Raw genomic sequence first — 21,388 nt, 5'->3', positions numbered from 1 at the left:
TTTACACCCTCTTCTTTGTTAATTTAAGTAATACTTTGCTCAAGCTTTCTTCCGTAAGATCCTCTGCATCAGCAAAATCTGATACCGTAAAAGCAGACTCTGTTGTTGGTTTATTTATAAGTTGACGAAGATGCCTCAACATACCATCTGCTATCACTTGAATTTTTAATTTAGAAAACTGTTCCCTACTATACATCCAAATAAAATGTAACTTTTCATCTTTCACCATTCCGATAACATCAATTAGATGAGATGGTTTGGAATCTGGAGCATGATCTAAAAGTGTAAACCCTACCTCTTGCATAAACAAAGATTCCTTTGAAAACACCTGATCAAATTGGCCCAAATAGTTAAAGCTTATTGAAGGCTTTTGCTGATAAAACGGAAGTATTTCTTTATTCAAGTAACGTAAAATACCATAGTCTACTCCGTGATTCGGAATTCGACGCAATTGTTCTTTGACAGCCTTTAAGCCTTCAATTGGTGTTTTAGTTCCTTGAAAATTTAGATGAACAGGATAAATACTCGTGAACCAGCCCACTGTCCGTGATAAATCAATACCTTCAATCATCTCTTCCCTTCCGTGTCCTTCTAGATGAATAGAAACCGTTTGCTGATTTGTACAATCGACGATAGCTTGTCCTAATGCCGCCAATAATACCTCATTAATCCTTGTCTTATGAGTGACTGGAACTTCGTGTAACAATGCTTGTGTTTCTTCTATTCCTAAAGTCCTCGTCACTTGATCCATCGATTCTTCTGTCGTTTCTTGTATTGGATAGTCCATTGGAATTTTCATCGTTTCTTTTTCTACTTGTTGATTCCAATAATTTTGTACTTCTTTTGAAATACCCGAATCACTGTACGTCTGGAGTCGTTCAGACCACTCTTTAAAAGATGTACTTTTCGCAGGTAAGCGAATTTCTTGACCTTGTTTCATCTGGTTATATACCACCTGTAAATCTTCCAATAGGATCCTCCATGACACTCCATCTACTACTAAATGATGAATCACCCAGAATATTCGATCATTTCCAGTCAAGTTATCTTCAAAGTACACTACTCTCATTAACGGACCAGTAACTAAATTGAAACTAGCTTGATTAATGTTCATCTCTTCTTGTATTATTTTATTCCACTCTTTTTCATTAACTTGATTCCGTTTTACAACATGGAGTACTGACAGCTCATCAGTCCCTTCATTTCTCTGCCTCCACGTTCCGTTTGGTAACTGTTCGTACCGGAAACGTAAAGCATCATGATGTTTCAGTAAATTTAATATCGCTCCCTCTAGTAACTTCACATCCAATCTTTCTTTTACTCTTAAAAGCATTGATTGATTCCAATGCTCTGTATGTGGATGTTCTTGCTCGAAGAACCAGCACTGAATTGGAGTAAGAGGCACATCACCTATCACAATTCCCTGCTCCGCTTGTACTCCCTGCGTTTCTATAGCCACTTGTGCCAGCTCAGCGATAGTTGGGCATTCAAACATTTGCTTTGGAGTAAGTTTTAACCCCACTTGACTTGCTTGAGATATGATTTGAATACTGAGAATTGAGTCGCCACCAATTTCAAAGAAATTATCATAGATTCCCACCTTTTTAACACCTAATACTCTCTTCCAAATGGTAGTTAGTATCTGTTCGTTACTATTCCGAGGGCCAACACATTCACTATTAATCTGCTTTTTCTCCGGCATAGGTAAGGCCTCACGATCAACTTTACCGTTAGCTGTAAGTGGAATAGCTTCCATCGCCACAAATCCCGCAGGAACCATATAACTTGGTAGTTTCGCTTTAAGATACTCTCTCCACGCATCTACATTTCCATCTCCTACAACATATGCTACTAATCTTTTATCACCCGGCTGATCTTCTCTTACAATTACAACTGCCTCTTTTACATATGCATATGTATGTAAAGTAGACTCAATTTCCCCAATCTCAATTCTGAAACCACGTATTTTAACCTGATGATCAATTCTTCCACGATAATCTAGATTCCCATCTGGCAAATACCTCGCTAAGTCTCCTGTCCGGTATAATCTTGCTTTCGGATCACTACTAAATGGATGAGATATAAAACGCTCTGCTGTTAATTCAGGTCTATTTAAATACCCACGTGCCAATCCTGCTCCACCAATATAAAGTTCACCATCAACACCTATAGGAACAGGTTGTTGATAAGCGTCTAGTATATACACTTCTAAATCGGGAATCCGCTTTCCAATATTACTTCTTGAAGCATGCTGCACATCATCTAAAGTAATTGGATAATATGTAACATGAACTGTAGTTTCTGTAATTCCATACATATTAATTAACTGTGGTTTTTTCTCCCCATACCTTTTAAACCACGGTAACAAGCTAATAGGTTCTAACGCTTCTCCGCCAAATATTACGTAACGCAGCTGCAAATTTTTATTCTTATCTTCTTGTTCACACACTCGTATTAATTGTCGAAATGCGGAAGGTGTCTGATTTAGAACTGTGACTTCTTCCTCCACCAATAATTGATAAAAATCCTTAGGTGATCGACTAATCCAGTACGGAACAACAACTAATTTTCCACCATATAATAAAGCTCCCCAAATTTCCCATACTGAGAAATCAAATGCATACGAATGAAAAAGCGTCCAAGTATCTTTTTCATTAAATTGATACCAACAATCCGTCGATTTAAATAACCGAATGACATTGTGATGCTCTATCATAACGCCCTTTGGATTTCCCGTTGATCCCGAAGTATAGATTACATATGCCAGATTTTTGGGACCGACATCAGAAACAGGCAAAGTCTTACTTTCTTTCCCAATCTCATCTTGATCACGATCCAGGCAAATCGACTTAACATTTTCTGGTAAACATTTCAATTCTTTTAAACTTTCTTGCGTTACGAATAACTGAATGCTAGCATCTTCTAGAATATATTGAAGTCGCTGCTCTGGATATGTTGGATCAAGTGGAACATAAGCCCCACCAGCCTTCAAAATTCCTAAAATACCTACAATCATTTCGAGGGAACGTTCAACACACAGTCCAACTAAAGTATCAGGTCTTACTCCCTTTTTCTGCAAATAATGAGCTAACTGATTTGCGCGTTCATTAAGCTCCCTATAAGTAACTTTTTCTTTGCCATACGTAACTGCAATATCGCTTGGATAGTTCAACGCTTGCCGTTCGAACAATTCATGAATAGTTACTTGAGATGGGAAATCCAGCTTAGGATTGTTGAACTCAACTAAACTTTTTCTTTTATCTTCATCAGAAATGATTTCGATTTCAGCTACCTTCTGCTTTGGTTTTTCAAAAGTGTTTTCCATTATCGCTAACATCACGTTAAAAAACCGTTTTATCTCTTCCTTAGAAAATAGCTCCTCACGATAATCAATATGTACATGTAAAGAGTCAATATCAATTAGATTTTCAATATGCACTGCAAAATCTTGTACCTCTTCATGGTTTGGAATCCATAGTGAGTCACCACTTTCATCGCGATCCCTATAATCAATCGTAGTTCCGAAAAGTCTCACATTACTATTATTCTCTTTATTAATCTGCTTTAACAACAAATCAAATGGATATTTCTGGTGTCTCAATAATTTGCTTTGTTTTCTGGACACCCTACTAATAAATGAAAGTACTTCTTCTTCTGGATCAATATCCATTCTTAAAGGAACTGTACTCACCATCATTCCAATCAATTTTCGTTCCATTTTAGTCATACGGTTGCCGTAAGCCATTCCTAAACCAATATCAAGCGATAAAGTCCACCGATACATGGACAACGAGAAAGCAGCAACAAAAAAAGTGTATAAACTAATTTTGTAATCTTCAGAAAATTTTTCTATCTTTCTCTTCAAATGCTCCGTTAATATAAATGTCTCACGTGATGCTTTGGTACTAACTTGGTACGTATTATAGGGCTTCAATCCAGTCACAGATGGCAGTGTTTTAAATTCCTCTAACCAGAATTTTTGATCTTTTTGAAAGCGACTACTATTCAAGTATGTTTGTTCATTAGTCAGGAATTGAACATATGAATTTTTAATTTCGCCTTCCTCATTCTCGTTATGCATTTCATAATAATATTTTGCAATTTGCTCAGTAAATATTTGAATTGATAAACCATCCATAATAATATGATGAACATTTCCAAAGACTGCACATTCATTATCGTTTAATTTTATTAAAGCGAAATAGTATAAATTTGAATTAAATAATGTAAACGTTTCTTTTGTTTTCTGCTCAATCCATTCCTCAAGTAAATTTGTATTCTCCACATTACTGAAATCAAAAAACTCAAATTCTTGTTCTTCATGTTTAATAAAATATTGTTTTGGTTCCTGATGCCCATTTTCTTTTAACCTAATGCACAGACCGTCATTTTCACTGATAACGCGATTCACAACTTGGTTTAATTTTGAATAATTCATTTTCCGATGAAGTTTAAATAAAAATCTTAAATTACATATTCCTTTATCAGAATGAATAACTTCTGTATACCATATTCTTCGCTGCGGATGGCTTAATGGATAACATTCCTCATTGGTCATAAAAATCTCCCCTTCAAAAATTATTTGCTCTTATAGGTTCGTGTTTATGTCTAGCCCATAAATATTTCTGCAGTGAAACTCCAATTACTCCAATAATAACAAGCCCAACCCCTCCATAAACATAGAGTTGAGTTACTCCAAACAAATGCACTAATGGGCCACTCATAGCAGGAGAAATAATTAGAACTGCGTTTGTTAAACTGCTTTGAATACCAAATACTCTTCCTACTTGATCTTGATCGGATTCTATTTGTAAAATGACTTGATTAGATACAAGCATCAGCCCACTTCCAATACCAGCGATAAAACTAATTAAGTAGGCCAAAACGAAGACCGTACTGGGCGTTATCAAACCGATCCCGCCAAAACCAATTCCCATTAAAACCATACCTCCACATACTACCCAGCCATATTGAAATTGTTTTAATTTCTGAGTTAGTAATGCACCAAGTATTCCGCCAAGACCAATAATAGAAATGATATATCCCATTTTACTTTTATCATGTGGGAATAAGCTCTTAAATAAAGTTGGAAATTGTGAGTCTACTAATTGTAATACTGCCATGGCTATTGTAACGAAAATCATAGTTGATAATATTATCCGATTAGATAACACATAACTCCATCCTTGTACCCAAGCGGTCCAAGTACTTTGTTTTTGCTTTTCAACAAATTCTTTCGATATAGTTTCTTTAAATTTTATTGTGGGTATCAGAACTAAGGTAGCTAATAAACAACTTATAGCTCTTATAATGAGGCAGAACTCTGGTTGAAACCAACTCAGCAACATCCCCCCTATAAGCGGGCCTACTATTTTGGTACCCTGCTCTACTATTCCGTTGATACTTACTGCTTTAGTAAGCAAATCCGGGGATACAATCTGTCTTGTTAGTGTTTGCTGTGCAGGATAATAGAAAACAATAAAAATGGAACGAATCATTAATGCTACTAAGAGCCAGTGGATATCTTGTACAAATAAAAGAGCAATCGTTATTAGACCAACCATTAGATTACAGAACATCATAATTGGAATTTTTCTAAAACGATCTGCAATAACACCTGCCCATGAGCCAAAAATAATTCCTGGAAGTGCGTATGCAACAGGAATCAATCCAATCATAGTAGGATCTACTTCCCATTCAAATCCAACTATAGTCATAATCGCTAACATATCAATAAAAACACCAAGCATAAGCAATGAATAAGCAGAGAAAACTTGTAAATAAACCCTATTTCCTAATAGGCCTTTTGAATCAGTAGTTTTCATAAAAGCAAGCTCCTTAGGTTACTAATATAAACACCTTTGCGTATAAGGTACCCCTTTATTAAACCTAATTAATCATTATAAAGATTTCACCTAGAATTTAACTTCGTCAAAACCTAGACTAATCTCAAGGTTTCTCATATTTTAAATAGTCTGATAAATAAGAGTACACCTATTTCTTCGTCTTTATATCAACTGTTACAAAATAGACCTTTACCTTAGTTAAACATTACCTTAATATAACCATTTACAGTTGTTTGCACATTCAATTCACATCCTTTTTAAAGTTGGCTTTTTTCTATCTCAAATACTATCACACAAATATTTCACCTACTATATTCATAAAGTTGAAATATTTGAATCAGAAAATTCGGATAAAAAACCAAATCCACAAATCATAACAAAACTATTATTTAGTTATATTTTCATTTTATAGATAGCTTTAACCATAGGGATATTAAGAATAAAGTTTTTTAATTTTATTAACATAATAGTTTATAGAGACTATAAATCCTACTAAATAAAAAGATACATATACATTAAAGTATATGTACCTTTCTCTATCCTACATATTTTCTATTCAAATTAATTCCAATAACTAAAATAGATATTAAAAATATAATACTAACAATTACTAATGCACTCATAACAAAGATTGAATCATATAGTATTGAACCTATACATTTACTACCTATTTAATCTATTAGACATTACTGCTTCAAAAAAATTACACATTATACACAATCGGGATAAATCCCTAAAATATAATTTGACTATATTATTATATAATGTTGTTATGAATCTCTTGTAAGATATAATATATTTTACGCTAATGTATCATCAGTTTTTCTATAAAAGAACTTAATTTTTATGTAGTACGAATTTATTTAGTAATCTAATATATTAATTTAGGTATAAGAATGTTTAAAGATCACCTATTTCCGTAGGTGATCTTTTCTTGTAATTCTGTATTTGTACACTACTTTAGAAATATATCGTAGATACGCTTTGTTTGCTAAATGTTTAGTTCTTTCCATTTATTAAAAAACATAGCTTAAATACAATTAATATCATATTTGTTAAATTACAAACTATTATTTTGTCTTCTGTACAGGCAAACTACTAAAAATCAATTCAGCAACTTTTACATATCCTTTTGAGTTTGGATGAATTAAATCCTTAGACCAAAGCGTATTGTCATTAACTAGATGATGATTCCAAAAATCAACATGATGAAGCTTATACTCTCTGCTCAGTGAATGTATAACTTCATTTGCCTCTAATAATTGTTCTTTTATTACTTGTTTTTTTTCAGAAGACAAAGGAAGCCTAACTGTAAAATCGGGAAGGTTTGCTATAATAATATCCGCCCCTGCTTTACTTAATGTATCTATCATAAATTCCATATCGTTCTTATATACATCGTGATTCCAACGTCCTTTTAAAACATCGTTTGCCCCTGCAATGAGACTAATCAAATTTGGATTAAAAGTTAACGCCTTTTCCAATTGCTGCAAGCGAATTTCTTTAGTTACTAACCCACGCTTTGCAAAATTGGCATATTCTATATCTTCTTCACACAGTTGAACAAAATGATCTACCCAGCTTTTTAATGCGATTCCCTCAACTTCATCCCCTATCCCCTCTGTAAAACTATCACCAATTGCTACAAATCGCTTCCACATATGTATTCCCCCTTTATTTTTAAATATATCTATACTATACAATAGCTCACACCGTAATTGTTATTTCTAAGTGGTTTTCGATTTCAATTATATTCCACTTTACTATATTTACATTTATAATCCAAAATTGACCGATTCCCAAGTATACTTAGGAATCGGTCATATTCGTATATTTAATAAAGAAATAAGATCTCCCCAGGAATTATACTTTTTTCAAAAAATTTGTTGTTCTTTGTTTTGCCCAGTTGATACATTTCTTTTCGATTAAATGATACGAAACTATAGAAAAAAGTATTGTCATTGCAATGCACAAAGTAAGAAGAAAAAAATACACCCTGACATTCCAAGCTATCCACATAAGAATCTATAGTGCTTTGAAACCTTTTGTTTCAAACTAATATTTAATTGTACCCTATAAAATTAGCTTTTTACCATATCAATCGCACTATCCCACATACCACTAAAAAAAGATCCAGTTTTACGCATAAAACGTGTAAACCAATTTGCTTGTTCGACATCAGATTTTGTTACAAGGTCTATTTGTAATGATTTACCTGATAAGAAACCAGAATCTGTATTATCTCTAGGAGAGATAATCACTTTACTAATAGTTACCCCCTCTTGAATAGGCGCTTCTTGTTCCATATTGGATACTTTAAATTCTTTTTTATAAATGTCTTTATTGCCCTTCGGCATTGGAAGTGAAACAGCTTGCTTCGTTTGAACTACTACATCTTTGTCTTTTGCATTTGCCACTCGAACTGTTTCATGTCCTTTTATTACTGAATCTTTTCCGTAGACATTCTTCACTTTAAAATTCGCAAATCCATAATCGTATAATTTCTTTGTTTCATCAAAACGTGCCGTATGAGATTTTGCTTTTATCACTACAGAAATTAGACGCATACCATTTCTTTCTACTGTACCAGTGAAACAATCTCCCGCTTCTGGAGTCGTTCCTGTTTTCAAACCATCTACACCTTCATATTGCTTAATTAAACCTTTTAACATCCAGTTAAAGTTCGCCATATCAATTGGATATTTACCACCCTCTTGAAATGTTTTTTTAGGAATTTTTGCTGTATTTAATATTTGAGGGAAATCTTGAATAAGACGTTGTGCTAAAATTGCACAATCCCTTGCAGACATTTTATTTTTCTCGTCTAGAGTTGTCCCTTCTAGGTGATATCCTTTTAAATCTTGATTTGTTAAGCCGGTAGAGTTTACAAACTTATAATCTTTCATACCAAACTCTTTTGACTTATCGTTCATCATTTTTACAAAATTCACCTCTTTACCAGCAATCTCTTCAACTAAAGCAATTGTTGCACCATTTGCAGAGTAAATTGCCATTGCCTCATATAACTCTTTTACCGTATAAGAGCCACCATTTTCTAATGGAACATTTGATAGTGAACGATCTTGCGAAATCTTATGTGCATATTCAGAGATTTTAACTTTTTGATCCCATTTAAGTTTTCCTTTATCCACCGCTTCATGAACTAAGTATTCGCTCATCATTTTTGTCATACTAGCAATTGCCAATGATTCATCTGCATTTTTTTCATATAAAATTTTTCCGGAATTTGCTTCTATTAAAATTGCTGATCCTGCTTCAACGTCTATAGCAGGAACTGTTTCCGCTGCTGCTCTTCCAATTGTAACGACCATGCTACAAAATATTGTAAGCACTGTTACTATTGCAATAACTCTCTTGCAAAACATACCTTTCACTTCTGTTACCTCCAATTTCTTTGTACTTAAAAAAGCGTTATTCTAACATAATCCCGCAAAAAAATAGACAGTGTTCTCAAATTGTATATACATATAAAACGTTAGAATCGCTTTCATATAGACCATCTCATCCGACACTTTTAGGTGCGCTAATACTTTGTATTTCCACACATATCCTTATTTTTAATCCCCTTATATTTTTCAAAATGATTCACACTTTCATATTTTTTAGGATTACAGTTAATAGACAATCTAAATAATACATTTGTTCCACATTTACAAAAAATAAAAAACTACACCCTATACTGGATGTAGTTTTTCTAACTGATTTATTTATTTTTCACTTCATTTTTATAAAAAGCAAATAATGATTCGATGGATGGACTAGATAACAGCGGAATTGCCTTCTCAATCAATTTCCTATCCCAATCAAACCAACGCATTTCCATTAACATGTTTATTTCTGTATCAGTGAATCGTTTCTTTATTTCCTTAGCAGGATTTCCACCAACTATTGTATACGGCGGAACATCTTTACTTACGACAGATCCTGCAGCAACAATTGCACCTTCACCAATAGTAACGCCAGGCATTATTATAGCATTCATTCCAATCCAAGCATCACTTTTAATGACTGTATCTCCCTTAGGTTCATATGATTGTTTAATTTGCTCAGCGAATGGATATACTGTAATCCATTCTGAGTGATGATTATGATTACCACCCATTAAAATGACTACCCCACTTGCAATGCAAACATAATTCCCAATAATGAGTTTGTCAAGGTGCCATCCCATCTGTTCAATTGGATTGAACAGTGCTTGGGACTTAGCATCTCCCCACAAATACCTTACACAGCCATCTTCAAAATTTTGATGACTATAATACCCTGAATAATAGGAGTACTCTCCTACTTCAATGAGTGGATTTGTTACTATATCTTTTATATACTTTGTTTCTGACCAATGATTAAATAATGGATACTTCATAACTTTATTCCTCGCTTCTAAGTATAGTAGATTTTATAATTTACTTAGAAGCTTACTACGACTGCTACATTTTTTAGCTTTCTCAAACGACGAATCATTATCTTCAAGCCTTTCTTTTATACTAGAAAAAGCATAACGCAATACATTACACTAGTCAAATTGTGTAATTTTGAACACATCTTAAACAGCGTAATACTGCAATAGGAACATGAAAACACTCTAACTTTGATACAAATAATATATTGATTACATTTAGTTCATATTTTGTAAAAAAATCTTAATTGCCATGACAAAGCAAACAATAACCACTATTGGTCGTATTAATGCCGTCCCTTTTGTAAGCACCATCTTCGCCCCAATATATGATCCTATTATTTGACCAAGCATCATAATCAATCCAATTGTCCAATCGATTTGGCCAAAAATAATAAAATACAACAAAGCAGCGAAATTACTTGTAAAGTTCAAAATCTTAGCATTTGCAGTCGCCCGTGTAGCACTATATCCACATAAAAGAATGAATGCTAAAGCAATCAAGCTACCTGTTCCTGGGCCGAAGAAACCATCATAAAATCCCAGTAACGGAGCCACTGTTAACGCAAACAACAACATACTTATTTTTCTCGGTCGATCTTCGTTTGCTATATTTGGAGATAATAGGAAATAAATGCCGATAAAAACAAGTAAAAAAGGTAATATCATAATTAGATATTCTGCTTGTATCTGTAAAACAAGCCATCCACCCAAAACTGATCCAAAAAAGGTCATTAAGATGGACAAACGCATTTCTTTAAGATTAATTTCTTTCTTCTTAATAAAAAACACTGTCGCCATGAGAGTTCCGCTACTCCCTTGCAGTTTATTAGTTGCTATCGCTACAGAAGGAGACATACCTACTAATAACATTATCGGGATAGTTATCATACCACCGCCTCCAGCAATCGTATCTATCCACCCTGCTATTACAGCTACTAAAAATAGTAATATGAGTAATTCAATAGTAAAATCCATACAAAGAATATGGGAAGGCTTGAGCTATTATACTCCAAACCTCCCCATCGTCCCTCCTCTCTTTAAACTAGTTAATTAAATCTGTAAAGTAACTTTCTTTCTGATCACGTAATCGGCTGGAAACGTATTGCCTGCAAACAATTCTTCTTCCGTATTTATTATTTCCAATCGGGATTTTATATTCTTCCCCAGATAACCTTTCCCTACCATGAGTTACATTTGTTTGTTTACCATAGTATGAATTTGGTATAATTAATAAATCTTCAGATGTAAGTGGAACCTTATAAGTAGGCGTTGTTCGTAAGAGTTCTAAAAACATGTCAAATTTCAATTTTTCTTCTTCACTTTCTCCCACATAAATCAATCTATTTTCTGCTCCATTTAAACAAGTTGCAATAATATCGCCATTATCATCCAAAAATATAATTTGGTTTATTTCCCCTACAAATCCAGATATTTCACCATCAGCCATTCCTGCGATATGAGCAATAGGCATTTTACTTATCGCCAATATGTCATCTTTACTGAAGTGATTTTCTTCAAGATGCTTTTGAAGTAATTTTGGGGTTCCAATATGAGTTTGAGTTTTTAAATTTAACACTCCTTTTAATAAAAGAGCATCAACTCTAGTAAATTTTCCACAAGTAATTTCAGACACTATTCGTTCCACGGATTTATTAAGTCTATTTGATACAATTTCTAAATTTGTATTGAATGTATTCAATCTCGCTTCAATATCTGACTGGCCTTTCATATCTGTATACACTGTGGCATCGTTATGTTGATAAAAATTCCCACCACCGGTACTTGCACCGACATTTCGCAAAACTTCATCGTTATTTAAAGGCGAAATAAGATGAAATCTATTTTTCCCAGCATGTTCGGATGGGTGAATTAAAGCATCATAATTAAAAAGTGTGGCAAAAAGCCAGGTGACCCATTCTGCATAAAAATATTTTTTCATTCTATCGTGTTCGTCTTCACCATAATTAAAACCTCTGCGATTTTCCCCAGGTAATAGTGTTTCTATAGGATCACATGGAGTATTTTTAATAAGGATAGGCGGTACGTTCCCGCCACAATTCGCTATTTTTATCATATGTAGTAGATTTTTCATATCTGAATTCGGAGTTTTCTTCGAATAGTCAATCAAACAATTAAGCCACTCTTTTGAAAAATATGCTGCTATTTCTTGATCACAAGTATAAGGATTATGAGTTTTTAATTCATTTTCTATCAGATTCTTCATTTTATCCTTCAATAGATTCGGAATAGTAATTTCTTCAATTTCTGTAATCTGCAGTATTCCTTTATTCATTATAAAACCTCCGTTGTTTTATTTTTTACACCCTATCTTCTATTAAACAAACTATCCACTTCTTTTTTACTCCTTTACTTTTCGTCAGAGCTATTAGAATTACCGATTTACAAATAAAAAACATGGAGTATAAGAGATTTCTTCTTAGCTACATTTCCCCCACGAACCTCTATTGAATTGACAAATTTAATTTAAAAATCTGATTCATTTTCATACTTTACTTTCAAACTATGTTTATATGATTTTCAATTCAAGTAAGAGTATTTCATTTTCTAAAGTTTTCCTAATTTTAAAATCAGAATTTTCAATACAACTATGTTAACATTAAAAATATAACACGAAACCAAAAAATGTAAATGAATAGTTTTTTTATAAAAAATAGTCAGACTATTTATAAGGTAATTCGTATTCCATTGAACCAACTACGGCCCCTCAATTTTATTGATAACAATAAAAAAGCCCTCTAAATGAATAGAGGACTTTTTCCAAGTATATTCTATTTTAAAGTTCTTACTTATCTTTTACTTTAAAAGATATTGCTGTAACTTCTTTATTAACAGTTCCATCCCGTTTGGACTTACAATAATCTTCCCATTCGCTAACGAAATATTGCTGTCTGAAATATCTCCTGTAAGTGCACAAGCTCTTGGAGATTGATATTTTCGTAAAATAATCTGATCCTCTTCTATAAACATTTCAAGAGAATCTTTTTCTACAATTCCTAAACTCCGTCTTATTTCCATTGGAATAACAATACGCCCCATACTATCTGCTTTACGAGTAATTCCTCTTGATTTCATAAAATGCCACCCTTTATATTTATCTAATATTACGGTATTTATTTTAGCAATAAACAACAATTAGGAATAGTTCGTATTACAGTACTTTTTTTAGAAATAAATAACAATTAGGAATAGTTTATGTTAGAATTCTTTCTTGTTTATTCTTGATTTTTAATATATTTTTCCTTGATTATTTTTATATATTGTTTTCTTTCAGTTAGTTCAAATATAAATAATGCTTTTTTTATGTCTGTTAAACCAACTTCATTAGAGTGCTGAACTTTCAATAAAATTACACCTTTTTCAAAAAACAATTCACCTAATAAGTATAAAGTATTCATATTTATGGCTAATTTTATACCTATTTCACTATACTTTATTGCTTCTTCATATTGATTTGCAAGGTGTAAACATTTTGTTAACGTATGAATGAGTCTTAATTTGATTTCTTTTTCTCTAGGAAATTCTATCTTATTAAAATTAATTAAACTTTGTTTTAATATATTTATACTTTTCTCATACTCTTCATTTTCTGCATGTATTATAGCAATTGAATTCATTATGCTTATTTCTTTTTCTGATAAAAAGTTAGTACTACTTAAGGTTTGTTTTAGTGCTCTATTTAAAATGTCAAAAGCATTACTTGTTGCTCCATTCACATAATATATAGCAATCGCTTCATGCCATAATAAAAATTGTTTATCTTCTTTTGATTGAAAATTATTCTCATCTTTCTCTTTTTTTACTATTTCGTAAAGCTCATTATATTGTTTTTGTTTCACACAATCTCTCATTACACATTTTACATTTTCAATATATTTTATTTTTTTATTTTTGGTTAGTGCAAATATATAATTTGGATCAATACCAAGTCTTTCAGATAATTGATACAACAATATGCTAGATGGATAAATAATACCTTTTTCTATCTTACTAATTTGACTTTGTGAACATATTCCATGACATAATTCAGATTGTGACATGTTTTTTTTCTTTCTAAGTTCTTTAATAATAATACCAAGATTGTAGAATTCCATCTTTCCTCCCTCAAATGTAACACTTTATGAGTATAAGAATATTTTCCAACTTTTAATGTAATGTAAAATTGATATAGTTACAATTACTAATTATATGGATTTATGGTTTCTTTTACAAACTTGTACCACAATACGAGAAATTATTAAAATATGGCTCACTAATAATCAATGTGCGTTTTATTCACCCCCAATGATTATTAGTCCACCCCAGGCAGGCTTTTACAGGGAGTCCGACTTCTTTGCCACATCTAAATTTTGAGGTAGGAGTCTTACTACCCGCAAATAGCCGGATTAAAATAAATATGATTTTTCACCTTTATTTCTTTTAATAGTTTCTTTTGATTTTTATATAAATAATTTCGAAGGAGCGTATTTTATGAAAAGAATGTTGACCGAAAGAGAGTTAGAAGTGGCTATTTATGTAGCAAAAGGATATACAGATGCAGAAATTTCCAAAAAAATATATGTTACCCCTCGAAGAATTTCAACGATAATTAATCATATTAAAGAAAAATGGCATATTAATTCTAGAGTGGAATTAGGTATTTTAGTTTATCATTATGGTTTTATAGATGCACCCTTATTTTCAAATAAAAAAATTCAGCTATGTAAAAAGGTTGTACAATAGATAGCGGAATATAACGAGTTTAAATCGCAAATAAAAATAGAAGAGCAGACAAACTTTTATTATTTGGTTTACTCCATCACTTTTTAAATTTCAGACATTAATATAAAAAGGTTAGAGAATTAACTTCTCTAACCTTTTTATATACACTATTAGGTTTCAAACAGTAAAGATGCCCTAATGCTACCATTGATCCTGTTCCCTATTCAACCTTGTATAAACACAAAAAAGAATCAGACATTACCACTATTCAAAACCAGTTACAATTCTCTCTTTCATTTTCTGTAATACTTCACTGCTCAATACTTTTTGACCAGCAGGAAGTTTTAATATGGCAGCGGCACCTTTACTAAGGTATATTTCTTGATTATTATTTTGATTTACTACCAATATTCCTTGCCCTTCAAATTCGAAATAACTAATATCTTTTGTTTCATTTGTATTATTTTTTATTGCTTTATATAATCCATATAAATCTTTACTTCTATTTTCCCCGCCCGTTCGAATCGGTTCAGTATCATTCGCAACAATTAGTCCTTCTGGCTGCTCACCCTTCATAATAAACCACAGCTTTTCATTTGTTGGTAATAGTAAATTCTTAAATTCAGAGCTATTTAAAATTTGCTGTGCTGGAATTGTTTTATAGATTGGTAACGAAAATGGAGATGTTGTTATTTTTTCAAAACTTAAATTTTCAGAAGAACTTCCCTTACTATATTGATAATCTTTTAATGCGATCGATTGTACTGATTCACTTTTATTTTTTGATGCATAACTAATTTTACTAGCGAAAATAATAACGGTCATTAAGCACATGCACAGTATCACAAGCTTAAGTAGTTTTCCCATTTATGAACCCCCGCTTTTAATATTATTAGTTTGCATGGATATTATAAACAGTTTCACTCCACCAAAAATTATTATTGTTATGGAACGTACTGAAATTATGATTATAATGATCACCATACCAAGGGTCCATGTATGTTATATAATCTGTTCCATTTGTCCCTTTATAAAATCCATCAAGTACTAGAAAGTGTCCGATGTTAGCTCCATTTTGCCACATAATGAGTGCAATCATCGGCTGATTACTATTAATTTGACTTTTGAACCAATCATACGATTTTGCTCCAGAACTTATAGCTGAGCTAACCCCATATCCGGATAATCCATATTGTATTTCACGTGAAGTTGCAGGATTATTATATGATCCACCCTTAACATACCTAACGTACTGATCTTGTGAAGGAGTTTTCCCAAAATAATTTAAAACTGAAACCGAAGTGCCTGCCCAACACCAATTTGACCTTTCTTGTAATATGTTAGGTACAGATAATTTACGATCTATTGATGTATTTGGAGGATTTCCATTAATATACGCTGACGTTACATATACTTTTTTTCCATCTTTAAAATAATAAAACCAACGATTATCTAAATTTCCTGTCCAATAATCTTTAACCGTTTCACCATACTCCCATCCTTTAAAAGATACTTTTGTATTTCCGGGAATCACATCTACAATATTTGCATTTAAACTTTTTGCCTCTCTAACATTTACATTCAATGGAGCTGTTGTTCCTGAAAATTCAACTTCTTCTGCTATTATTTTCTGAACACCAATAAAACTAAATGTGAAAAACAATAAAAACATACAAACAATAAAATGCTTTCTTTCCTTCATTTCTCCACCCCTTCATCAGTACTAAAAAACATCAACAATTCATCCTTATTAATTGTTCAAGCTTAATATTACATACTAACGAAAAATGACTTCTCATAAAGTGAACCTTTAATCAGTAGTGGTTTTATTCATCCCCCACTGATTATTATTTAAACCAATCGGGCTGCCCGGCAAATAGCTTGATAAATTCCAATACAAAAAAGGAGCCTATAAATTTTTATAGGCTCCTTTTTATTTCGTCGTTATTACTTAGCTAATTCTTTCGTACCCTTCATTACATCAATGAAGAATCCCCAGTTATTCACTACAGAAGAAATACTGATATGTTCATCTGGAGTGTGGACGTTGAAAATGTCTGGTCCGAATGAAATTGCATCTAATTCAGGCATCTTTTGAACGAATGCGCTACACTCAATCCCCGCATGTACAGCGAAGATTTCAATTTCTTTATTGTATTTTTCTTGATGTACTTTTTCAAATAAATTACGAATTTGTGAGTTTGGATTGTATGGCCATTCTGGATACTCTGACTCTATTTCAAATGTAGCACCAACTAATTCAGCAATATATTTGATTTCTTCTGCAACATGTTGTTTTAAACTACTTACAGAACTTCGCACTTCGTTACGTAATTTAATTTCATCTTGCAACGTTTCAATAACGCCTAAATTTGTTGAGCTTTCTACAAGACCTTTAATATCCATGCTCATACTTTGAATGCCATTCGGAATTAAGAATAATGATGAAATAAGCTGCTTTTGTGTCTCTTTAGCAAATACTTTTTCAACTTTTTCATCCAATTTTGTCAGTGTAACATGAACATCTGGATCAACAGCACGCATTTCTTCTTGTAATACACGTGTCCATGATTCTAGTTTTTCTTCTACTTGTCCTACATCTTCTGTACGAATTAAAATTGTAGCTACACTTTCACGCGGAATTGCATTCGTTTTTAATCCGCCGTGAACTTCACTTATGTAAAACTCCGTATGTACTGATAAATCACGTAATACTCGTCCTAATACTTTGTTCGCATTACCGCGTTGTTTATCAATTTCCATACCAGAATGGCCGCCTTTTAGACCACCAACATATAGACGGTATGCATCCATATTCGCTGGCGTTTCATCCCAAATTACTTGAATTGTTTCAACAGCTTTCGCACCACCTGCACTACTTACAAGTAATTTATGATCTTCTTCAGAATCAATATTTATAAATATCTTTCCTTCAAAATGATTTGGATCAATAGCAAAAGCCCCGCCCATTGTCGTTTCTTCTTCAGTAGTGATAACGACTTCAAGTGCTGGATGCGGAATTTCTTTTGAATCTAATAAAGCTAATGCATACGCAACTGCAATACCATTATCAGCACCTAAAGTTGTTTGATTTGCATATAACATGTCCCCAATGATTCGTAATTCAATTGGATCTTTTTCAAAATCATGTACTGTTGCTTGATTTTTTTCGCAAACCATATCCATATGACCTTGAATAATAATAGCTGGTACATTTTCATAACCAGCTGTTGCTTCTTTTTTAATAATGACATTTAATGCTTCATCTTGAATGACTTCTAAGTTACGCTCTTTTGCAAAGCCCACTAAATAATCACTAATTTCCTTTTCATTACCTGATCCTCTAGGAATCTTTGAAATTTCTGCAAAATGAAAAAATACAGGGTGCTTTGTTAATTGTTCTAAAGTAGAATACATTTTTCAAGCTCCTCTCAAAATGAAAAAATAATATGTAAGTCTCATATCATTATACCATGATTCATTATTTTATCTTTCTTTTAACTTTTATTGTTCATTTTATGTACAACACTCTTACAACATTGTAAGGGCGTTGTAATCTACATCGATTTTTCTCATTTAATAATAGTCGTATACTTTTTAAAGAAACACATTAAAGGAGATAAAGAAAATGAAAAAGTTTTTAGCAATTATTACACTATGTTTATTATTTTTTAGTTTTACTATTGGCTGTGAGAGAGCGTCACTAAATAGAATTGGTAAAGATGTATATTACATGCAGATAAAAGGCGAAGGAACTATCGAAAAAGTAGATGGTAGAAACTTACGAAACTATACGCTGCCCGCATATGATGAAGATGGAGCCAAAAAACAAATTACATTTAGAAGTACAAAAAAAGAAAACAATCATAAATTAAATGAAGACGCGTTTTTACGCCTTTATGTAGATCAAGATGATAATAGCAAAAATGAAATATCATCAATTGAAGTAAAGTCTTATGAAGAAATTCAGAAAACAGATTTACCTAATAAAGTAAAAGATAAGTTTACTATTAAATAAAAAAACAAAAGAAAATGCTCTATGCATTTTCTTTTGTTCTTTTCACCTGTATATATTTTGAACTACTATTATTCATCAGTTTCTCTAACCGATTTATATTCTCCGTTAATGCACCTTTCACAAGAGAGAAATCTGTATTGGATTCTTCTTTTTTTTCTTTAAAAAACGAAGACTTTTGCACATTGACTTCAGCCATCTCTTCTCCCCCTTTTCAAAAAGATACAACCTTTTATTTATATTATATAGCAAATGTAAAAAGAGTGTACACTTATGATTTTCTTTTTAATTCTTCTTCTAATTCTTCTACTTGCTGCAACGTATCTCCTTTTATTAAAGAGAAATCTGTTGTATCTTCGTTACCTTCTTTAAAAAAATCATTGTCATAATCTTTTACCACTACAATCACCTCTACATGCTAGTGTAGGAATGATTGTCCAATTTTATTCAACTTTGTCGGATTTTGTTTTTAATTTATGTATAGAAGAAAAGGACAGAAAAAGATTCTGTCCTTATTTACTAAAATAACTATGATGTATTGTTAAATTATATACATTTTCAAAATCCCGATCTTGCAGGTTATTTTTCTTTCCATCAATAACAATGAAAACGTCACTTACTATTTTTGCTGGTATAATCCCGACATTTTCTACTTGCACCGCTTTCTGCTCATTCAATTGCTCGATATGTTCTAACGGAACGATAATACTAAATTGCGAGCGAATACCACGAAAGTTTGTATTTAACTCTTTCGCGGCTTCAAAAACAACAATTTTCGCGCCAATCTTTTCCCCATATGAATCTAAAAATGCATTTAAGCTCTTTGTATATTCCTCTTCCGTATGCCATTCCATCGTACCGAATACTGCTGGATTAACATTTTGAATAATTGTCGTGTATATTTCTCCTCTCGCTTTAGATGCAATTAATGATCGTTTTATTGATTGAACTGTCTTGCCAATATCGCTAAATTTCGCACCCCATATTTCAGAAATATTAGGTGTTAAAATGAACGCAATATCAACAAAAATAGCCATTGCAGTAAACATTAAAAGATTTTTCCAGAGGGTTAAATCAATTCCTTTTATCATGAAATACACGGTGACAGATATGATAAACAAACCATACCAAGTCTTTCTAATACGTTGCTTTTTCTCCTCGTACAACTCCTCATTTTTCCAATAAAAGAAAACAAGGACTACAAAGACAATCGCTAAAACAAATAAGCCAATTCGAATGTTAGAGATCATTAATCACATCACCCTCCATTCAAAAACTACTCACGATATCATTACATGCGCAAGCTGCTCTCTTTATGACAAAAGACGTGGACAAGCTTCTAAAATTAGCTACATCGCATATATATTAGAAAGTACCACGTCTTTTATCCTGTTATTTGTGGGCAGTAAGACCCCCACTGATTAAAATTTCACTTTACCATGAGTCTATATTGTATATGTAGACAAGCATTCATTTCAAATTTTCGTATTAAAAAGAAATATGTTTCGGAATTTCCCCTTCAGGTACTTCTCCATCCATACTTAAATAATAATGACGAATCGGACGTAAGTTTTCGTCTAATTCATAAACAAGCGGAATGCTAGTGGGAATATTTAATGAAACTACACCATCACTTGAAAGGTTGTCTAAATATTTTACTAGCGAGCGAATTGTGTTACCGTGTGATGAAATAATTACTTTGTTACCACTTTTTAATGTCGGCGCAATTTCTGAATGCCAATAAGCAAGTACTCTCTTCTCCGTATCCTCTAAACATTCAGTTAATGGAAATTCACCTTTTTTGAGTGTTTTATATCTTGGATCGGTCGCTTCATATCGAGGATCGTCTTCAGTAAGAGCCGGTGGTCTTACATCAACACTTCTTCTCCAAATATGAACTTGCTCCTCACCATATTTTTGTGCAGTTTCATCTTTATTCAGCCCTTGCAATGCACCATAATGTCTTTCATTTAGCTTCCAAGATTTATGTATTGGAACCCAAGTAAGATCCATCTCATGAAGTACAATCCATAACGTCCGAATTGCGCGTTTTAATACTGATGTATAAGCCACATCAAAAGTATATCCGTTTTTCTTTAATATTGCTCCTGCTTCTCTCGCTTCACTTAATCCATTCTCTGATAGATCAACATCTGTCCATCCAGTAAAGCGATTTTCAAGATTCCATAAGCTTTGTCCGTGACGAATAAGTACAAGTTTTATCATTATAATTCCCCTTTCGGAAATGTGAATTTTATTGTTCCATTGCGTACACGTATAAAGTATCTAGTAATGTATCTTTTTATCCATTCACTCTATGACTAATCGATAGTTGCCAAATGTATGGATAAAATTTGTTCTTTTTCAAACGATAAAAACAGAAGTTTT

18 protein-coding genes and 1 pseudogene are annotated in these 21,388 nt (G+C 32.4%); 2 read left to right on the top strand and 17 right to left on the bottom strand.

Features of this window, described 5'->3' with window-relative positions:
- Position 1: 1 nt before the first annotated feature.
- The 10 genes and pseudogenes from MR143_RS13100 to MR143_RS13055 form a co-directional block, all read right to left on the bottom strand.
- On the bottom strand, positions 2-4,558 hold the full coding sequence (locus tag MR143_RS13100; protein WP_000180436.1) for a non-ribosomal peptide synthetase: 4,557 nt from the start codon (positions 4,556-4,558) through the stop codon (positions 2-4).
- 13 nt (positions 4,559-4,571) lie between these two features.
- Complete coding sequence (locus tag MR143_RS13095; protein ID WP_000858618.1) at positions 4,572-5,825, bottom strand: MFS transporter; 1,254 nt, start codon at positions 5,823-5,825, stop codon at positions 4,572-4,574.
- Between the two features lie 1,091 nt (positions 5,826-6,916).
- On the bottom strand, positions 6,917-7,507 hold the full coding sequence (locus MR143_RS13090) for an SGNH/GDSL hydrolase family protein (RefSeq protein WP_000265870.1): 591 nt from the start codon (positions 7,505-7,507) through the stop codon (positions 6,917-6,919).
- Between the two features lie 202 nt (positions 7,508-7,709).
- Positions 7,710-7,835 (bottom strand): annotated as a pseudogene (locus MR143_RS13085) (acyltransferase family protein); the annotation flags it as partial.
- A gap of 92 nt (positions 7,836-7,927) precedes the next feature.
- Complete coding sequence (locus MR143_RS13080; protein ID WP_000677703.1) at positions 7,928-9,241, bottom strand: D-alanyl-D-alanine carboxypeptidase family protein; 1,314 nt, start codon at positions 9,239-9,241, stop codon at positions 7,928-7,930.
- A gap of 329 nt (positions 9,242-9,570) precedes the next feature.
- Positions 9,571-10,230, bottom strand: coding sequence for a CatB-related O-acetyltransferase (locus tag MR143_RS13075; RefSeq protein WP_000876936.1), 660 nt, complete (start codon positions 10,228-10,230; stop codon positions 9,571-9,573).
- A gap of 252 nt (positions 10,231-10,482) precedes the next feature.
- Entirely contained in the window at positions 10,483-11,241 is a 759-nt protein-coding gene (locus MR143_RS13070; protein WP_000347980.1) for a TSUP family transporter, read from the bottom strand.
- A gap of 67 nt (positions 11,242-11,308) precedes the next feature.
- Positions 11,309-12,559, bottom strand: coding sequence for a hypothetical protein (locus tag MR143_RS13065; RefSeq protein WP_001032368.1), 1,251 nt, complete (start codon positions 12,557-12,559; stop codon positions 11,309-11,311).
- Positions 12,560-13,080: 521 nt separating this feature from the next.
- Positions 13,081-13,359 (bottom strand): AbrB/MazE/SpoVT family DNA-binding domain-containing protein, encoded by a 279-nt coding sequence (locus MR143_RS13060; protein ID WP_000842216.1) that lies wholly within the window; start codon positions 13,357-13,359, stop codon positions 13,081-13,083.
- A gap of 140 nt (positions 13,360-13,499) precedes the next feature.
- The gene (locus MR143_RS13055; RefSeq protein WP_000397981.1) at positions 13,500-14,378 is read right to left on the bottom strand and encodes a helix-turn-helix domain-containing protein; all 879 of its coding nucleotides are present in this window, start codon (positions 14,376-14,378) and stop codon (positions 13,500-13,502) included.
- 376 nt (positions 14,379-14,754) lie between these two features.
- Here MR143_RS13055 and MR143_RS13050 point away from each other — a divergent pair, with 376 nt between their 5' ends.
- A complete protein-coding gene (locus MR143_RS13050) occupies positions 14,755-15,006 on the top strand; it encodes a response regulator transcription factor (protein WP_000827560.1) in 252 nt (83 codons plus the stop codon).
- Positions 15,007-15,249: 243 nt separating this feature from the next.
- Here MR143_RS13050 and MR143_RS13045 read toward each other — a convergent pair whose 3' ends face one another.
- The 3 genes from MR143_RS13045 to pepD all read right to left on the bottom strand — a co-directional run bounded on the left by MR143_RS13045 (position 15,250) and on the right by pepD (position 18,402).
- Positions 15,250-15,852, bottom strand: a complete 603-nt coding sequence (locus MR143_RS13045) for a hypothetical protein (protein WP_242280795.1) — start codon at positions 15,850-15,852, stop codon at positions 15,250-15,252.
- A 25-nt stretch (positions 15,853-15,877) separates the two neighbouring features.
- Positions 15,878-16,687 (bottom strand): papain-like cysteine protease family protein, encoded by an 810-nt coding sequence (locus MR143_RS13040; protein ID WP_000664545.1) that lies wholly within the window; start codon positions 16,685-16,687, stop codon positions 15,878-15,880.
- A gap of 245 nt (positions 16,688-16,932) precedes the next feature.
- Positions 16,933-18,402, bottom strand: a complete 1,470-nt coding sequence (gene pepD / locus MR143_RS13035; protein WP_000287516.1) for a beta-Ala-His dipeptidase — start codon at positions 18,400-18,402, stop codon at positions 16,933-16,935.
- 211 nt (positions 18,403-18,613) lie between these two features.
- Here pepD and MR143_RS13030 point away from each other — a divergent pair, with 211 nt between their 5' ends.
- Entirely contained in the window at positions 18,614-19,003 is a 390-nt protein-coding gene (locus MR143_RS13030; protein WP_000713861.1) for a YxeA family protein, read from the top strand.
- A gap of 19 nt (positions 19,004-19,022) precedes the next feature.
- Here the strand turns inward: MR143_RS13030 and spoIISB are convergent, their stop codons facing one another.
- The 4 genes from spoIISB to gpmA form a co-directional block, all read right to left on the bottom strand.
- Entirely contained in the window at positions 19,023-19,199 is a 177-nt protein-coding gene (gene spoIISB / locus MR143_RS13025) for a stage II sporulation protein SB (RefSeq protein ID WP_000852629.1), read from the bottom strand.
- A gap of 72 nt (positions 19,200-19,271) precedes the next feature.
- On the bottom strand, positions 19,272-19,400 hold the full coding sequence (locus MR143_RS13020; protein ID WP_000237819.1) for a hypothetical protein: 129 nt from the start codon (positions 19,398-19,400) through the stop codon (positions 19,272-19,274).
- 112 nt (positions 19,401-19,512) lie between these two features.
- Positions 19,513-20,250, bottom strand: coding sequence for a type II toxin-antitoxin system SpoIISA family toxin (locus tag MR143_RS13015; protein WP_000624975.1), 738 nt, complete (start codon positions 20,248-20,250; stop codon positions 19,513-19,515).
- 238 nt (positions 20,251-20,488) lie between these two features.
- On the bottom strand, positions 20,489-21,226 hold the full coding sequence (gene gpmA / locus MR143_RS13010; RefSeq protein WP_000594152.1) for a 2,3-diphosphoglycerate-dependent phosphoglycerate mutase: 738 nt from the start codon (positions 21,224-21,226) through the stop codon (positions 20,489-20,491).
- Positions 21,227-21,388 lie beyond the last annotated feature (162 nt).

It is taken from the genome of Bacillus cereus group sp. BfR-BA-01347 (genome assembly GCF_022663835.1).
Lineage (GTDB): Bacteria > Bacillota > Bacilli > Bacillales > Bacillaceae_G > Bacillus_A > Bacillus_A thuringiensis_K.
This window is presented reverse-complemented; position numbering and strand designations above follow the sequence as displayed.

Coding starts and splice junctions, on each gene's coding strand:
- MR143_RS13050 (WP_000827560.1), top strand. CDS start 14,755: ATGAAAAGAATGTTGACCGAAAGAGAGTTAGAAGTGGCTATTTATGTA.
- MR143_RS13015 (WP_000624975.1), bottom strand. CDS start 20,250: ATGATCTCTAACATTCGAATTGGCTTATTTGTTTTAGCGATTGTCTTT.
- MR143_RS13030 (WP_000713861.1), top strand. CDS start 18,614: ATGAAAAAGTTTTTAGCAATTATTACACTATGTTTATTATTTTTTAGT.
- MR143_RS13090 (WP_000265870.1), bottom strand. CDS start 7,507: ATGTGGAAGCGATTTGTAGCAATTGGTGATAGTTTTACAGAGGGGATA.
- pepD (WP_000287516.1), bottom strand. CDS start 18,402: ATGTATTCTACTTTAGAACAATTAACAAAGCACCCTGTATTTTTTCAT.
- MR143_RS13075 (WP_000876936.1), bottom strand. CDS start 10,230: ATGAAGTATCCATTATTTAATCATTGGTCAGAAACAAAGTATATAAAA.
- MR143_RS13045 (WP_242280795.1), bottom strand. CDS start 15,852: ATGGGAAAACTACTTAAGCTTGTGATACTGTGCATGTGCTTAATGACC.
- spoIISB (WP_000852629.1), bottom strand. CDS start 19,199: ATGGCTGAAGTCAATGTGCAAAAGTCTTCGTTTTTTAAAGAAAAAAAA.
- MR143_RS13065 (WP_001032368.1), bottom strand. CDS start 12,559: ATGAATAAAGGAATACTGCAGATTACAGAAATTGAAGAAATTACTATT.
- MR143_RS13100 (WP_000180436.1), bottom strand. CDS start 4,558: ATGACCAATGAGGAATGTTATCCATTAAGCCATCCGCAGCGAAGAATA.
- gpmA (WP_000594152.1), bottom strand. CDS start 21,226: ATGATAAAACTTGTACTTATTCGTCACGGACAAAGCTTATGGAATCTT.
- MR143_RS13070 (WP_000347980.1), bottom strand. CDS start 11,241: ATGGATTTTACTATTGAATTACTCATATTACTATTTTTAGTAGCTGTA.
- MR143_RS13055 (WP_000397981.1), bottom strand. CDS start 14,378: ATGGAATTCTACAATCTTGGTATTATTATTAAAGAACTTAGAAAGAAA.
- MR143_RS13095 (WP_000858618.1), bottom strand. CDS start 5,825: ATGAAAACTACTGATTCAAAAGGCCTATTAGGAAATAGGGTTTATTTA.
- MR143_RS13060 (WP_000842216.1), bottom strand. CDS start 13,359: ATGAAATCAAGAGGAATTACTCGTAAAGCAGATAGTATGGGGCGTATT.
- MR143_RS13040 (WP_000664545.1), bottom strand. CDS start 16,687: ATGAAGGAAAGAAAGCATTTTATTGTTTGTATGTTTTTATTGTTTTTC.